This window comes from Candidatus Desulfofervidus auxilii (assembly GCA_030262725.1).
Taxonomy (GTDB): domain Bacteria; phylum Desulfobacterota; class Desulfofervidia; order Desulfofervidales; family Desulfofervidaceae; genus JAJSZS01.
The window spans coordinates 64,020-79,883 of record JAJSZS010000004.1 but is presented as its reverse complement, the minus strand read 5'-3'; the positions used below and the strand labels follow the sequence as shown (position 1 = coordinate 79,883).

Sequence of the window (15,864 nt, the reverse complement as noted above, 5' to 3'; positions counted from 1 at the left end):
TCATTTTATATCTTAATCTGAAGCAGGTCTTGAGCAATAATAAGTGGGTTGTCATAATATTTACGGCATTCAGAAACAATATCTATAGCGTCACATTCCGGATAAATATGAGTAAGCAAAAGACATTTTACCTTTGCCAAATTTGCCAGCTTACCTGCCAACACTGGTGTTAAATGTCCTTCAACCTTTTTAAATGAAGGAAAAGAAGCTTCACAAATAAGTAAATCAGCTTCTTTTACTGCATTTATTAAATTTTCACTAAAATCAGTATCTCCTGTATAACAAATCTTTTTCCCTTCTGTCTTTAAAATATATCCTTGGCTATTTTCTGTATGTATAGTAGTAAATGGTTTAATTTGTACATCTTCATAGGCCCAAATAGTTTGTGGATGAATTTCTAAAAGGGTTATTTCTGGTACTTCCACCCAATAACCAAAGGCTTCTTTTAAAGCATTATAAAATTTTAAAAAGCCAGGAGGTCCCCAAATAAAAACAGGTTTTTTTCGCTGAAAATTACATCTAGACACAAAAAGAAAGTGAATTAAATCAGTGACATGATCAGGATGTAAATGAGTATAAAGAATGAGATCTAATTGAGAGAATGAAACATTTACTTTTAACAATTGTCGCAATGTACCAGGACCACTATCAAGTAAAATTGTTGAATTTTGTGTTTTTAACAAAATAGCTGGCGACGCCCTTTCTAAACGGGGGATGCCTGTGCCTGAGCCAATAATAATAATTTCTGGCATTTTATACTCCGTCTATAAAAACAGCTTCTATACGCTGTTGCCAAAGTTCAGGATGTGCTAAACAATCTTTTGTTTCTAAAAGTAGAAGATAACAGCCTCTACTTTCATAAGCGAGACTTAAATAAAATCTTTTAACTAAAGGTTGTAATGCTTTTTTTACTTTTTCATCCATAAAATGATAAAATTTTTCTTCTTTTTCCATTATTTCATCAAGCCATTTTAATTCTTCAGCTGTACATAAAGGAAGATTAGAAAATTCTGAAAGACGAGTAAGGGGATTAGGAATACCTTGACCAACATCCCACAACCATCTATCCACTATCCAACTCTTTCCTTTTTTCATAGATGCTTTTATTTCTTTTATTCTTTCTAAATGTTTTTCTTTTTCCTTTGCTAAAATTTCAAAAACCTTTTGGCAAAGAGGATGAAAAACCTTTCCTTTTGCTTCCAAATAAAGCTTACGAAGACTGTCTAATTTTTTCTCAATATCTGTTAAAATAGTTTCAGTAGAGTTCATCTTTATACCCCCTTATAATCTTTTTCCCATTTTTCTTTTAATCTTTCTAATAAATAATAAGGCACTTCCAAATTCCCATATCCTTTTCCTAAAACAATCCCTTCTTTATTTTTTCCATGAAAATCAGAGCCTCCTGTTATACAAAGTTCAAATTTTTGAGCAAGCTGAATATAATAAGCTGTTTGTTCAGGTGTGTGTTCAGTATAATAAACTTCTATTCCTCCAAGTCCCCAATTTTTTAACTTTTTTATAAAGGCTTCCAAAGCTTCATTATCTAAATGAAGGGTAAATGGATGGGCTAATACTGGTATACCATTAGCTGCTATTATCATTTCAATACATTCCTTTGGTTCTATACGTTCTTTTTCCACATAAGCCGGAGCCCCCTTTTTCAAAAATTGCTCAAATGCTGTATCAAAATCCTTTACTATTCCTTTTTCTACCAAAACCCTAGCAATATGTGGGCGACCGATTTGCCCACCACCAGAAATGAGTTTTACTTCTTCATAAGTAATAGCAATACCTAAATCCTGAAGTTTTTTAATAATCTTTGGATTACGCTCTGCTCTTGCTTCTTGAAAACTTTTTAAGCGAGAAAGAAAGGTTTTATTATGATAATCTAAAAAATAACCTAAAATATGAAGAGTCCCTTTTTCAAAATAAGCACTTAATTCTACTCCAGGTATGGTTTCCAAATTTATTTTTTTGCCTGTTTCTAAAAACTTATCGAGTCCCTCTACAGTATCATGATCAGTAAGAGCAATTGCCTTTAAACCTGTTTTTTTAGCTAATAAAACTAATTCTTCTGGATTAAAAGAGCCATCCGAAGCAGTAGAATGAGTATGTAGATCTATGAGTTCCATTTTTTATTTTTCCTTTAAAGCAAAATCCACAATTTCTTCTACTTTTTCTATAAATAAAAATTTTATACTTTCTTTCACCTCTTTTGGCACCTCTTCTAAATCATTTTTATTCTTTTTTGGTAATGCAACATATTTTATACCAGCTAAATGTGCAGCAAGCACTTTTTCTTTAATTCCACCAACAGGTAAAACAAGACCTCTAAGAGTAATTTCACCAGTCATAGCCAAGTCATTTCTTACTGGTTTTTCTGTTAATAAAGAGACTAAAGCTGTACAAATAGTAATGCCAGCTGAAGGCCCATCTTTTGGAATAGCACCTGCAGGAACATGGATATGAATATCATTATTTTCATAAAAATCTTCAGGTATACCAAAATGAGCAGCTTTTGATCGTACATAACTTAAAGCAGTTTCTGCTGATTCTTTCATTACTTCACCTAATGAACCAGTAAGGGTTAATGACTTTTTTCCTCGCATCTTGGTTGCTTCTACAAACATAATTTCACCACCAGTGGGTGTCCAGGCAAGTCCTGTTGCTACGCCAGGCTCAACTGTTCTTTCAGCCACTTCTCGATAGAATTTTGGAGGACCTAAAAAATTGCTAACATTTTCAGGAGTAATAAATTCTGATTGTTTTTTCCCTTCTGCCACTTCAACAGCTACTTGGCGACAGATAGCTGCTATTTGTCTTTCTAGATTTCTTAAACCAGCTTCTCGCGTGTAATTAAGTATGATTTTTTCAATAGCTTTAGGATCAAATTTTAAATGATTTTCATTAAGACCATGTGCGTCAAGTTGTCTAGGGATAAGATATTTTTCAGCAATTTGTACTTTTTCTTGAACTGTATAACCTGGCAACTCAAGAATTTCCATCCTATCACGTAATGGTCCTGGAATAGTGTCTAAAATATTGGCTGTGCAAATAAACATCACCTTTGATAAATCAAATTCAACACCAAGATAATGGTCAACAAACGCATAATTTTGTTCTGGATCAAGTACTTCTAAAAGTGCCGCGGAAGGGTCACCTCTAAAATCTGCTCCCAATTTATCAATTTCATCAAGCATAAAAACAGGATTATTTGAACCTGCTTTTTTAAGACCTTGAATGATCTTTCCTGGCATGGCACCAACATAGGTTCGGCGATGTCCTCTGATTTCAGCTTCATCTCTTATTCCTCCTAACGACACACGTACAAACTTTCTTCCCAATGCTCTAGCAATAGATTTGCCAAGAGAAGTTTTGCCTGTACCTGGTGGGCCTACAAAACAAAGGATAGAACCTTTTGCATCTGGTTTGAGTTTTCTAACTGCCAAATATTCTAACATTCTTTTTTTAACTTTTTCTAAATTATAATGGTCTTCATCAAGAATTTTTCTAGCTATAGCGATATCAATATTGTCTTGAGTGCTTTCATTCCAAGGTAATTCTAAAATCCAATCTAAGTATGTTCTTGCAACTACATATTCAGGTGAAGCTGGATTCATACGTGCCAAACGATTCAATTCTCTTTCTGCCTCTTTTGCTGCAGCTTCTGGTAAATTTTTTTCTTTAATTTTTGCTCTTAATTCTTCTATTTCTGCTTCACGTTCATCTTTTTCTCCTAGTTCTTTCATAATAGCCTTTAATTGCTGTCGTAAAAAATATTCCCGCTGGGCTTTATCCATATCTTCCTTTACTTGTGCCTGAATCTTATTTGCTAGTTCTAAAACTTCAATTTCACGATTAAGAAAGCGTACAACTTCTCTCATGCGTTCTTTTACATCAAAGCTCTCAAGTACCTTTTGTTTGTCTTCTTTAGAGATATTGAGAGTAGAAGCTACCATATCTGCAAGCATTCCAGGGTCTTCTACATTCATAGCCATAATACTTAATTCTGAAGGCAAATAGGGAGAAAGTTCTACTACTTTTCGAAAAAGTCCACGAATATTGGTAATTAATGCATCTATCTCTACATCCTTTTCAAACACATCATAATGTGGAGAAACTGTTGCTCTAAGATATGGTTCTATTTGAATATATTCCATAATGCGTATACGGGCTAAACCCTGCACCATTAAACGTACTCCCACATCTGGTACCTTTGACATCTTTAATATTTGAGCTGCACATCCTATTTGATAAAGATTTTCTGGAGGTTTTTTTGATTCCTCATCTTTTTTCATAGTAACAATACCAATAATTTTATTACTAACAAGGACATCATCTACAAGCTTAATTAAATTTGAATCAGTAATAACAAAAGGAACCATCATTTTAGGAAATAAAACCATATCACGAGAAGGTAAAATTGATATTTCTTTTGGAATAGATATTTCTTCAGGCATTATTATCCCCTTTCTTCAATCTTTTTAACAACAGTAACACCTTTTTTAGGTAATCGGATTTCTAATAATCCATTCCGATAAGAAGCAGCAATCCCTTCTGTTTTAACTGCACAAGGCAATCGATATACACGTTCAAAGGGCCCATAATGAATCTCTATTTGATGAGGACGACGTGGATAAGGATTTATAGGCTCATTGCGATAACCACTGATGCGTAAAATATTGCCCTCAAGAGTAATATTAAAATCCTCTTTATTTACGCCAGCTGCATCTATTATAATAATCAGCTCTTTATCTGTCTCAAATACATCCATATCCGGTATCCAACTACCTGACAATACAGGCCATGGTGACATTTGTTGAAAAATTGAATCCATTAAAGTCCTAATTCTTTGATTCATTTTTTCAAATTCTTCTTCAAGATTTATTTTCATTTAAAACCTCCTTCAAAAATTATTAGAAGGCCCTGTTATAATTCCTATTAAATCATAATCATAAGCATCAATTATTTTTACTTTTTTTATTTCTCCTAGCAAGGCTTCTCCTTTTGTAATATACACTTCACCATCTATTTCAGGAGCTTGCCAAGGTGTACGTCCTACGGCCACATAACCTTCTTCTAAACGGTCAATAAAGACAGTTTCTTTAGTACCTACATAATTTTGATGTTTTTTTCGTGCAATTTCTTGTTGTAAATTCATTACTATTTCAAATCTTTCATCTTTTACTTCTTCTGGTACTTTATCTCCTAACTTAAAAGCAGCAGTGCCTTCTTCTGCAGAATATTTAAAAACCCCCAAATGATCAAAAGCTACTTCTTCAAGAAAAGATAACAATTTTTTAAATGCTTCTTCTGTTTCTGTTGGAAAACCTACCATTACAGTAGTACGTAGTTTAACATTTGGCAAGTGTTTTTTTAAAAAAAGAATAATCTCTCTTAAATCTTTTTCTTTCATCCCTCTGCCCATACTTTTCAATACTTTAGTATCTATGTGCTGAATAGGAATATCTAAATAAGGTGTAAGATGTGAACAGGCATTAAATGCTTCTATTAAAGAAAAAGCACGTTGAGGATGGACATAAAGTATCCGTAACCATGTAACACCAGTTTTATCTAAAGTTTTAAGAAGTGAAGTTAATGAAGCTTTACCATAAAGGTCAAGTCCATAAGCAGATGTTTCATGTGCTACAAGTACAATCTCTTTTATTCCCTGTTTTACTAACTGTTCTACTTCAGTAACAATTTCCTCTATAGGACGGCTTTTAAGTGGACCTCTAATTTTAGGAATAGTACAGAAAGTGCAATGATTTGAGCAACCTTCAGCAATTTTTACATAAGCTGTAAATGGATTAGAGGGTATACGTTTAAAATAATCAGCTTTTTGCCATCCAGGGCCTTCTAAAGATAATTTTGGTAAAGAGTTTTTTTCTAACCAATCTGGTAAATAAGGCAGACTTTTAATTCCAATCCAAGCATCTACTTCTGGTAAAAGTGATGGTAATTGATCTTTATATCGTTCTACTAAGCAACCAATAACAACAAGTTTTTGATAAGGTTGTTTTAAATGAGCAAGTTCAAGAATAGATTCAATTGTTTCTTCTACTGCCAATCGAATAAATGCACATGTACTAATTAAAATTATTTCACTTTCATTAGGGTCATTAACTATTTCAAATTCTTTTTCTTGTAAGAGGGTAGAAAGGATTTCATTATCTACTAAATTTTTAGGACAACCCAAAGAAAGGAGATAAACTTTTTTCACTTCAAAAATCTCTTGCCAAAAATTTTTTTATAGTATATTAACATGCCATATTATATAAAGCTATACTTTCCGTCAAATGGGGAATGTTTTAAAAATTCTATTATGTGGAATTTTATTATTTAGCTGTGCTCCCCATCAGCGTAAGTCGAAAAAACCACTTCAAGAAAAAATACCAAAGGTAAAAAAAGAAGAAATTAAACCTCATCTAAAGAAGCCAGTAGTTCAAGCTAAAAAAATAACTGTTATTTCACAATCAATTAAAAAAGTTCCTACTATACCTATAGTTTTAAATGAAAGAGTTAAAGCATATCTTTATTATTATACTCACACATCCAAAGGAAGAAGTTCACTAAAGAAACATTTTACATTAGCTCGTTATTATAAACAGATGATGGAAAAAATTTTGGTAAAAGAAGGTTTGCCAAGAGAATTATTTTATTTAGTCTTTATTGAAAGTGGTTTTGATAATCATGCTTATTCTCCTTCTCATGCCTGTGGCCCTTGGCAATTTATTGCTACTACAGCTTATCAATATGGCTTAAAAATTGATGAATGGGTAGATGAGAGAAAAGACCCAGAACTTGCTACTAAAGCAGCAGCTGCATATTTAAAAGACCTTTATAACCAATTTAATGACTGGTATTTGGCTGCTGCTGCTTATAATGCTGGACATGGTATTATTCAAAGACTTTTGAAAAAATATAAAACAAAAGATTATTGGTGTCTTATTAAAAAAGCTAAAGAGATGAAACTTGAAACAAAGAATTACGTGCCTAAGTGGTTAGCTATTATAACTATTGCTAAAAATCCAAAAAAATATGGTTTTAATATAGAATCCGAAATCCCATGGAATTACGAAAAAGTGACTACAACAGGTTTAGCTGATCTTTTTACTTTAGCTCAGGATACAGGTATAAAATTAAGTAAATTAAAAATGTTAAATCCTGCTTTAAAGCGCCCTTTTACACCACCTTATCCCTATTTTTTACGAGTTCCTAAAGAAAAAATAGAAATAGTAACAGCTGCCCTTCAAGCTCAGATAGAGACAACAGAAATTTTTCCACATTTTTATATTTATACAGTAAAATCTGGAGATACACTTTGGGAAATTGCTAAGAAAAGTCGTAAATATATTCATTTTATTGCAAAATTAAACAATCTTTCACCTCCCTATTTGCTTAGACCAGGTCAAAAATTACTTATTCCTTATGGTGAACCGCGTAAGCGAGTTTATGTAGAAAAAGATGAAAAAAGTGGTAAATTAAAAATAATTTATACAGTAAAATCTGGTGATACTTTATGGGACATTGCACGACTTTTTAATGTTTCTATTAATCATTTAAAAAAATTGAATAAAATTAAAGGTTATCTTCAACCTGGTGATCAATTGATTATTCCTATTGTTACAAAGATTATTATTTATAAAGTGAAAAAAGGTGATACACTTTGGGACATTGCACGCCGTTTTAAAACTACTCCAAAAGAAATTATGCTTTTAAATAATCTTCAATCTCCTCTTATTCATCCTGGTGATAAATTAAAAATAAAAACAATGTAAATTTGGAGGTTTTATGCTAGAAACCATTACAAGAGCTATAAATGATTCAATAAATATTAAAAAGATGATTTTGGAAGATAAAAGCCTACTTAATATAATTAAAGAAGTTGCAGAGATTATGATAAATACATTTAAAAATGATGGAAAGGTATTTTTTTGTGGAAACGGAGGCAGTGCTGCAGATGCCCAGCATTTAGCAGCAGAATTGTCAGGGAAATTTTATCTTGAAAGGGCACCCCTTTTTGCTGAAGCCCTTCATGTAAATACATCATACCTAACAGCAGTGGCAAATGATTATTCTTATGATGAAGTTTTTTCAAGATTGATAAAAGCAAAAGGCAAAAAAGGAGATATTTTAGTTGGAATATCTACTTCTGGTATGTCTAAAAATGTAATAAGGGCTTTAGAAACTGCCAATGAGATTGGTATGATAACAGTAGGAATGACTGGGAAAGGTGGCGGAAAATTTGATGGTTTATGTAAATATTTAATAAAGGTTCCTTCAAAAGATACCCCACGTATTCAAGAAGCTCACATTATGATAGGTCATATTATATGTGAATTAGTAGAAAAGGCATTATTTTCCGAATCTTAAATCACTGGTATTTGACATATTAATTAAAAAGATTTAGTTTTGTTAAAGGAGGTAATTGTGCCATTTAGTATAGAGTTGATAAAGAGATTGGAAGCGGTTGATCCTACTATAAGGGAAGTTTTGATTGCGCTTTTAGAAGAAGTAGAGAAACAAAGGGAAGAATCTATAACAAGGAAGGAATTTTTAGAGTTTGCAAAAAAGACTGAGGAAAGTTTTCAAAGGGTATGGGAAGCAATAGAGAGGTTAACGAAGGCTCAAGAAGAATCAGAGAGAAGGATTGGCAGACTAGAAACAGCGGTTCAAGAGCTAGCAGAGGCACAGAAAAAGACAGAGGCAAGAGTAAATGAATTAGCAGAGGCACAGAAAAAGACAGAGATAAGGCTAAATGAGTTGGCAGAGGCACAGAAAAAGACAGAGATAAGGCTAAATGAGTTGGCAGAGGCACAGAAAAAGACAGAGGAGGAGCTTAGGAAACTTATAGGCGAACACAAAAAGACAAGGGAGGAGCTTGGAGGACTATCTCATACAGTTGGATATATTCTTGAGGACAGAGCCTACTTAGGTCTTCCAGAGCTAATTAAAAGAGATTTTGGTATAGAGATAGAGGAGATAAAAAGAGATTTTATAGAAATTTCTCCAAATCGTTATGAGGAAATAAATCTTTTAGGTAGAGGGAAAAAGGATGGAAGTTCAATTTGGATACTCGGTGAGTGTAAGACACAGCTTAAGAAAAGAGATATAGATCTTTTTCTTAAAAAGCTTTCTCGAATAGAGCATTTATTTCCTGGAGAGAGGCTTTTTGTTGTAGTTACTTATCAAGCTTCTCCTCAAGTAAGGAAATATATTGAGGAGAAAGGGATTAAACTTTATTTTTCATATCAACTTAAAGTTTTAATGTAAAAATATACTGACCCTTTAATCTTGCCAAATCCCTTTTTTGCGATAAAATTTTTTAAATTTATGTTTAAACTTGTTTCTGATTTCAAACCAAAAGGTGATCAACCAAAGGCAATTTCTGCCTTAGTAGAAGGGATAAAAAAAGGGATAAAGCATCAAGTCCTTTTAGGAGTAACTGGTTCTGGCAAAACCTTTACCATGGCCAATATCATTGCTCAGGTACAAAAACCTACTCTAGTGATTGCTCCAAATAAGGCTTTGGCTGCACAACTTTATGGAGAATTTAAAAGGCTTTTCCCGGAAAATGCAGTAGAATTTTTTGTAAGTTATTATGATTATTATCAGCCAGAGGCATACATTCCAGAAACAGATACTTATATTGCTAAAGATGCTTCTATTAATGATACAATTGATCGTTTACGTCACAGGGCAACTCATGCCCTTTTAACCAGAAGAGATGTCATTATTGTAGCTAGTGTATCATGCATTTATGGGCTTGGTTCTCCTAAGGCTTATCATGCACATCATCTGATTTTGGTAGAAGGAGAGCAAAGGGATCGTGATACAGTTATAAGAAAATTGATAGATATGCAATATCAACGTAATGACATTGAATTTAAACGTGGCACCTTTCGTGTGCGTGGTGAGCGTATAGAAATATTTCCTGCTTATGAAGAGGATGAAGCAGTAAGAATAGAATTTTTTGATGATATGGTTGAAGCTATTTATCTTATTGACCCTTTAAGAGGGAAAACAAGGCAAAGGGTAAGTGAGGTTATCCTTCATCCTGCTACTCATTATTTAGCTGAAGGAGGTAGTCTTATTGATATAATTGAAGCGATTAAAAAAGAAATGGAAGAAAGAGTTGAATTTTTCTTAAAACAAAACCGCTTAATAGAAGCACAACGTATTCGTGAGCGTACTCTTTTTGATTTAGAGATGATGGCAGAACTGGGTTATTGTCATGGCATTGAAAATTATGCCCGCTATTTAGATGGACGTGCTCCTGGAGAACCTCCATATACATTGCTTGACTATTTTCCTGATGATTATCTTCTTTTTATTGATGAGAGCCACATTACAGTGCCTCAAATCAGAGGAATGTATGTTGGAGATCGTTCTCGTAAAGAGACTTTGGTTGAATATGGCTGGCGTTTGCCTTCAGCTTTAGATAATCGTCCTTTAAATTTTGAAGAGTTTGAGGAAAGAATCAATCAGGTAATCTATGTTTCAGCTACCCCAGGGGATTATGAGTTAAAAAAGGCAAAAGGGCGAGTGATAGAACAGATCATTAGACCTACAGGTCTGATGGATCCAAAGATTCATGTCAGACCAGCAAATAATCAAGTAGATGATTTATTAAGTGAGATTAAAAAACGAGCAGCAAGGGGTGAACGTGTGCTTGTTACTACTTTAACAAAAAGGATGGCTGAAGATTTAACTGAATACTATGCCAATTTAGGTATAAGGGTTAAATATATGCATTCAGATATTGATACATTAGAAAGGGTGCAAATTATTAGAGATTTAAGAAAAGGGGAATTTGATGTATTAATTGGAATAAACTTACTAAGAGAGGGGCTTGATTTGCCTGAAGTATCTTTAGTAGCTATCTTAGATGCAGATAAAGAAGGTTTTTTGCGTTCTCAACGTTCTTTAATCCAAACTTGTGGAAGGGCTGCCAGAAATGTACATGGAGAAGTAATCTTTTATGCCAATGAAATAACTCAATCTATGCGTTTGGCAATAATTGAGACAGAAAGGAGAAGAAAGATTCAAGAAGAATACAATAAAAAACATAATATTACTCCAGCCACTATTAAAAAGAAAATAGATGATATTATCACTTCTATTTATGAAGCAGATTATACTGAGGTAGGTTTGATTAAAGAGCCTGAAATAGAATATCATAGTCGTGAAGAACTTGATCAAGAGATTGCCCGTTTAAAAAAAGAAATGTATGCTGCTGCAGAGGCTTTAGAATTTGAAAGGGCAGCTATTTTGAGAGATAAAATCAAGGAGCTTGAAGCAATTGCTCTTAAATGGGGGTAAAATTATAATCTTTTAAAAAATATCTTTCTCCAACCACCCTTTTTAAGGGTTTGATAACTATCAAAAAGGGAAAATTTATATAAATCTCTTTTAATTTTTAAAGTAGTTGTTTTTTCAAAAGTTTCAAATTCTTCTTTTTCTTCATTATAATCAGTGATAGCAAAATCAGAAGGCCATTTATAGTTTGCAATATTCTTTAATTGTTTTTGCATTTCTTTATAAATGACTTCATAAATATTTTCCCAATTAAAAGCAAGATTTAATTCTTTTAAATATTGTTTTAGATTTTCTGTGTGAGGGGCAATGATAGCTACAATTTTCTCTCCTTTATGATCTTTATGTCCTAAAACAAGTGATTCCTGAATGAGTGGACTTTGATCCAATACCTCTTCTATCTCTTCAGGATGGACATTTTTCCCTTCTGAAGTAACAATAACATATTTTGAACGACCTGTAATATAAAAATTGCCCTCTTCATCTTTTTTTCCTATGTCCCCTGTTTTAAACCAAATTTCTCCATTAACTTCTATAAAGACCTTTTGATTAGCCTTTTCATCTTTATAATAACCTGGTGTTAACATTGGCCCAGAGACAATCAATTCTCCTTCCTTTTCTCCCAGATTGATATAAAGCCCCTTTTCTGGCACATCAATGAGTTCCATCTTAAGTCCATCTAATGGTGGTCCAATAGAGGCTATCCTTTTTTCATAAAAATGAGTAAAATAAAAACGCCATTTACTATAAGGTAATATACTACCAACCGGAGCAAGTTCACTCATCCCCCATCCCTGCAAAAGGGGAATGCCAAGATTAAAATACTTATAAGCCAAATTTGGTGGTAAAGGGGCACCACCACTTACAAAAAGTTTTATTTTGCCTCCTAATTGTTTATGTAATTTCCGAAATACAAGACGACCAACATTAATACCAGTAATTTTTTTTACTTTTTTTACAAAATTAATAGCTTTTTCCCATTTTTCTAAATTTCCTTTTTTCTTTATTTCTGCTTCTATTTTATTATAAAAGACTTCATATAGTCTTGGCACACCAATCATAACTGTAGGTCTTTTTTCCTGAAAGACCTTAATTATCCTTGCCTTATTATTTTCTATTATTATAGATGCTCCACGATACATAGGACAAAAGAATCCAGCAGTAAGGGCAAATGTATGATGAAGTGGTAGGACAAGGAGCATTTTATCCTTATGGGAAAAATAAATACGTTTACAAGAAGCAATGATATCACTAACAAAATTATAATGTGTAAGCATAACACCTTTAGCTGCACCTGTAGTTCCAGATGTAAAGACAATAGAGGCGAGCTGATTTTTTTCTATTTGTCTTTCTTTATAAATTTTTTGCTCATTTTCATCTTCATCCATCAATCCAGATATATCCTTTTTTAAAAAAGGATCAAATTTATAAATTTTAAATCCATCAGGCTTTATACCTTTAAAATTTGGCGAAATTGTTTCTGAAATAAAAAGTATTTTTGCTTCTGAAAATTTAATCTGTTTTAATATTTCTTTTGTTTTTAACTCTTTATCCAAAGGCACAGCTACCCATCCACCACAAACGATTGCCAGATAACAGACAATCCAACCTGGTGAATTTTCTCCTAATAAGGCTATTTTTTCACCTGAAATGAGTCTTAATTTATTTAATCCTGCTCCAAGTTTATACACAAATTTTTCAATATCCTTATAATTAAAATAAAGATATTTTTCTCCGTCCCATATTTCCAAAAAAGGAAGGTTTGAATGATGAGTAACTGTTTCTTGAAAAAGCTCCTTTAAAGTGTTTAAATGATTCATAGTTTTTCTATTTTTTCAAAAAATGAAAGATAAGGCAAGCTTTTCACAAGATGAGATTTACCGTTTATCTGAAAAACTTTCTTTAAAAAGTGAAAGTGGTTTTGACATAGAAGCAGAACCTTATATTTTAGCCACAGACTTTCCATTTCTTATTTGGCATAAATTTCCTTGGCAAGGGAAAAAGGTTTTAATTATTGCTAATTCAGGTGATAATATACTTAATCTTTGGTCACTGGGTGTAAAAGAAATTTGGGCAGTAGATATTGCTAGAAAAGCCTGTTTTATTAATGAATTAAAAAAGGCTGCTATTAAATATCTTTCTTTCAAATCATTTAGAACCTTATTTGCTCCTTACTATCAAAATTCTCTCTTTCCTTCAGTAACCCCTTTTGAGAAAAAAAGTATTTATTTAAAACTACGCCCTTATCTTTCATCTGCTGCTAAAGATTGGCTTGATAAAAATGTAGATGGAAATAATTTTTTATCGCCAAATCAGCGTGAACTCACATTTGCTCATCTTATTCCCCATTTTATTGATGAAAGCTCATTTTTAAAAGCCAAAAAAGCAATAAAGCCCTATTATTTATTCAATCTTTCCATTGAAACTGCTTTGGAAGAATTTAATGAATATTTTGACATGATTTACCTTTCAAATATTCCCGAATATATAAAACAGAATCTTTTAACTCAGGATAGAGAAGATGAGATTGAGGCTATTTTGGAAGAACTTTATATTAAAGCCCTAAAACGATTAAATATTGATGGATTGCTGCTAATTTATTGTTTTGGAAATGTTGAAAAAATGCCAAATCTAATAATGCATGAAAAAAAGATAAGTGAGAAATTAAAAATAAATTTAAAAATATTTTCTTTTTCTTTTTCTACTCCACTTATTAAAGGAAGCCATTTCACTCATGCACTTATTATCTTTAAAAACAAGAAATTTTTTACTTGACAGAAAAAAGCAGAAATGCTATTTAGCAAGCTAAAGATAAAAGGGGGATTGGGAATGAATTGTGGTTTGCGGAAATTCTATGTGTGTTTTTCTTTAATTATTAGTATTATTTTTTCAGTTTATATAACTTATGCTGAAACAACTACAGAACCAACTGCAGAATTAACAGATCAAGATTGCATCAAGTGCCATCCTCAGATAGTAAAACAAGTGGATGAAAATGGTGCAAAGCATAAGACAGAAATAGGTTGTCTTGACTGTCATGAAGGTCACCCTCCAATGGTAGCAAAAGAAGAGATTATTCCTGCTTGTGATATGTGCCACTCAGGAGAGCCTCATTTTGAACTTGAAAATTGTGCTGGTTGTCATACAAATCCTCATCAACCTTTAAATATAAAATTTGAAGGCAAAATTGTGGAACCATGTCTTACTTGTCATGCTGCTCAAGGTAAAGAATTAAAGGAGCATCCAAGTTCTCATACGGACTTAGGATGTAATGAATGTCATACTCGCCATAGAGAGATACCACCTTGTTTGCGTTGTCATTCACCTCATACAGCAGAAATGAAAAATGAAGATTGTCTTACTTGTCATCCTCCACATAAGCCTTTAGTAATTGGTTATGGGTCTGATATACCTAATAATTACTGTGCTGCATGTCATGATGATGTAGCGGATATGTTAGATAAAAATAAAACAAAACATCATGATTTAACCTGTGTTTATTGCCATCGCGCCAAACATGCAGTAATACCTGCATGTGAAACTTGCCATGGTACTCCCCACCCTCAAACTATGTTAGTCAATTTTCCTGAATGTAATATGTGTCATAAAGGTGCGCATGATTTGATTAAATAAGGAGGAAATTTATGAAGGGTAAGTTTGTATTTTTAGTAATAGTAATTTTTATCTTGGCAGCGTGTGTTCCTCCAACACCAAAAGAGAAGGTTGCACCTTCTGTTGAGCCACAAAAAGAAGTATCTTCTCTTTATGCAGAAGAGCCTAAAAAATTAACACCTGTTGAATGCGGTCAGTGTCATAGTCCAATTTATAATTTGATTCGTAAAGAAGGTGGGAGACATCAGATTTATTGTACTGATTGTCATGAACAATTTCATATGTATAATCCTATAAAACAAAACTGGGCTGAAATTATGCCAAAATGTGAAAATTGTCATGGATTATATCATGGAGAGACTTTAGCCAAATGTATGGAGTGTCATGTTGAACCACATGCCCCAAAGAAAATACCTATGTCAACAATGTTAGAAAATAATTGCCTTACTTGTCATGGTAAGATAGGTGATGAGATGAAACAATATCCTAGTTTGCATAGTGAGCAATCTTGTTCTCTATGTCATGAAAAACATGGTTATATTCCTAATTGTATGGATTGTCATGAGCCTCATTTAGCAACATTAACTACAAATGAACAATGTTTGGAATGTCATCCAGTGCATTCACCGGTTAGACCATTAAAATATGCAGAAGAGACACCTAATGAGATATGTGGTGTTTGTCATGGAGAGATTATGGAGACTTTAGATGCAAGTTTAAGTAAGCATCATGATGTCGCTTGTGTAGAATGTCATAATGTACATAAATATATTCCTAAATGCACAGAATGTCATCCTCAGTCTCATAGTGAAGCATTACTTAAGCAATTTCCTGATTGTTTGAAATGCCATATAGATCCACATAATCTGCCGGCAGAGGCAACAATAAGGTAAAAGAAAATTTTGATTATTTAGGGAGCGAATTCCTTTTAAA

General features: G+C 32.8%; 14 protein-coding genes. 7 read left to right on the top strand and 7 right to left on the bottom strand.

Annotated elements, in window-relative coordinates; all coding sequences use genetic code 11:
- Positions 1-5 precede the first annotated feature (5 nt).
- The 6 genes from LWW95_03600 to rimO are packed head-to-tail and all read right to left on the bottom strand — an operon-like array spanning position 6 to position 6,223.
- A complete protein-coding gene (locus LWW95_03600) occupies positions 6-752 on the bottom strand; it encodes an MBL fold metallo-hydrolase (protein MDL1956124.1) in 747 nt (248 codons plus the stop codon).
- Between the two features lies 1 nt (position 753).
- On the bottom strand, positions 754-1,269 hold the full coding sequence (locus LWW95_03595; GenBank protein MDL1956123.1) for a hypothetical protein: 516 nt from the start codon (positions 1,267-1,269) through the stop codon (positions 754-756).
- Between the two features lie 2 nt (positions 1,270-1,271).
- Positions 1,272-2,132 (bottom strand): PHP domain-containing protein, encoded by an 861-nt coding sequence (locus LWW95_03590; protein ID MDL1956122.1) that lies wholly within the window; start codon positions 2,130-2,132, stop codon positions 1,272-1,274.
- Between the two features lie 3 nt (positions 2,133-2,135).
- Positions 2,136-4,460 (bottom strand): endopeptidase La, encoded by a 2,325-nt coding sequence (gene lon / locus LWW95_03585; protein ID MDL1956121.1) that lies wholly within the window; start codon positions 4,458-4,460, stop codon positions 2,136-2,138.
- A 2-nt stretch (positions 4,461-4,462) separates the two neighbouring features.
- Positions 4,463-4,894: an Hsp20/alpha crystallin family protein gene (locus LWW95_03580; GenBank protein ID MDL1956120.1), complete on the bottom strand. Its 432-nt coding sequence runs from the start codon at positions 4,892-4,894 to the stop codon at positions 4,463-4,465.
- A gap of 12 nt (positions 4,895-4,906) precedes the next feature.
- Positions 4,907-6,223, bottom strand: a complete 1,317-nt coding sequence (rimO, locus tag LWW95_03575) for a 30S ribosomal protein S12 methylthiotransferase RimO (GenBank protein MDL1956119.1) — start codon at positions 6,221-6,223, stop codon at positions 4,907-4,909.
- Between the two features lie 76 nt (positions 6,224-6,299).
- Here rimO and LWW95_03570 point away from each other — a divergent pair, with 76 nt between their 5' ends.
- Genes LWW95_03570 through uvrB form a run of 4 tightly spaced genes read left to right on the top strand, consistent with a single transcriptional unit; the run spans position 6,300 to position 11,325 of the window.
- Positions 6,300-7,781 (top strand): LysM peptidoglycan-binding domain-containing protein, encoded by a 1,482-nt coding sequence (locus LWW95_03570; GenBank protein MDL1956118.1) that lies wholly within the window; start codon positions 6,300-6,302, stop codon positions 7,779-7,781.
- A 13-nt stretch (positions 7,782-7,794) separates the two neighbouring features.
- Positions 7,795-8,376, top strand: coding sequence for a D-sedoheptulose 7-phosphate isomerase (locus LWW95_03565; protein ID MDL1956117.1), 582 nt, complete (start codon positions 7,795-7,797; stop codon positions 8,374-8,376).
- Between the two features lie 57 nt (positions 8,377-8,433).
- On the top strand, positions 8,434-9,276 hold the full coding sequence (locus tag LWW95_03560; protein MDL1956116.1) for a chordopoxvirus fusion protein: 843 nt from the start codon (positions 8,434-8,436) through the stop codon (positions 9,274-9,276).
- 60 nt (positions 9,277-9,336) lie between these two features.
- Entirely contained in the window at positions 9,337-11,325 is a 1,989-nt protein-coding gene (gene uvrB, locus LWW95_03555) for an excinuclease ABC subunit UvrB (protein ID MDL1956115.1), read from the top strand.
- Between the two features lie 2 nt (positions 11,326-11,327).
- Here uvrB and LWW95_03550 read toward each other — a convergent pair whose 3' ends face one another.
- Positions 11,328-13,139 (bottom strand): AMP-binding protein, encoded by a 1,812-nt coding sequence (locus LWW95_03550; protein MDL1956114.1) that lies wholly within the window; start codon positions 13,137-13,139, stop codon positions 11,328-11,330.
- Positions 13,140-13,161: 22 nt separating this feature from the next.
- On the opposite strand from LWW95_03550, the gene LWW95_03545 reads away from it, so the two are divergent.
- Genes LWW95_03545 through LWW95_03535 form a run of 3 tightly spaced genes read left to right on the top strand, consistent with a single transcriptional unit; the run spans position 13,162 to position 15,824 of the window.
- Positions 13,162-14,094 (top strand): BtaA family protein, encoded by a 933-nt coding sequence (locus tag LWW95_03545; GenBank protein ID MDL1956113.1) that lies wholly within the window; start codon positions 13,162-13,164, stop codon positions 14,092-14,094.
- A gap of 54 nt (positions 14,095-14,148) precedes the next feature.
- The gene (locus tag LWW95_03540) at positions 14,149-14,952 is read left to right on the top strand and encodes a cytochrome c3 family protein (protein ID MDL1956112.1); all 804 of its coding nucleotides are present in this window, start codon (positions 14,149-14,151) and stop codon (positions 14,950-14,952) included.
- Positions 14,953-14,963: 11 nt separating this feature from the next.
- On the top strand, positions 14,964-15,824 hold the full coding sequence (locus LWW95_03535; GenBank protein ID MDL1956111.1) for a cytochrome C: 861 nt from the start codon (positions 14,964-14,966) through the stop codon (positions 15,822-15,824).
- Positions 15,825-15,864 lie beyond the last annotated feature (40 nt).

Bases quoted from the DNA above. Each gene is read 5' to 3' on its own strand.
- LWW95_03545 (MDL1956113.1), top strand. From the start codon at position 13,162: ATGAAAGATAAGGCAAGCTTTTCACAAGATGAGATTTACCGTTTATCT.
- LWW95_03550 (MDL1956114.1), bottom strand. From the start codon at position 13,139: ATGAATCATTTAAACACTTTAAAGGAGCTTTTTCAAGAAACAGTTACT.
- LWW95_03580 (MDL1956120.1), bottom strand. From the start codon at position 4,894: ATGAAAATAAATCTTGAAGAAGAATTTGAAAAAATGAATCAAAGAATT.
- LWW95_03535 (MDL1956111.1), top strand. From the start codon at position 14,964: ATGAAGGGTAAGTTTGTATTTTTAGTAATAGTAATTTTTATCTTGGCA.
- lon (MDL1956121.1), bottom strand. From the start codon at position 4,460: ATGCCTGAAGAAATATCTATTCCAAAAGAAATATCAATTTTACCTTCT.
- LWW95_03595 (MDL1956123.1), bottom strand. From the start codon at position 1,269: ATGAACTCTACTGAAACTATTTTAACAGATATTGAGAAAAAATTAGAC.
- LWW95_03590 (MDL1956122.1), bottom strand. From the start codon at position 2,132: ATGGAACTCATAGATCTACATACTCATTCTACTGCTTCGGATGGCTCT.
- LWW95_03570 (MDL1956118.1), top strand. From the start codon at position 6,300: ATGGGGAATGTTTTAAAAATTCTATTATGTGGAATTTTATTATTTAGC.
- LWW95_03540 (MDL1956112.1), top strand. From the start codon at position 14,149: ATGAATTGTGGTTTGCGGAAATTCTATGTGTGTTTTTCTTTAATTATT.
- uvrB (MDL1956115.1), top strand. From the start codon at position 9,337: ATGTTTAAACTTGTTTCTGATTTCAAACCAAAAGGTGATCAACCAAAG.
- LWW95_03565 (MDL1956117.1), top strand. From the start codon at position 7,795: ATGCTAGAAACCATTACAAGAGCTATAAATGATTCAATAAATATTAAA.
- LWW95_03600 (MDL1956124.1), bottom strand. From the start codon at position 752: ATGCCAGAAATTATTATTATTGGCTCAGGCACAGGCATCCCCCGTTTA.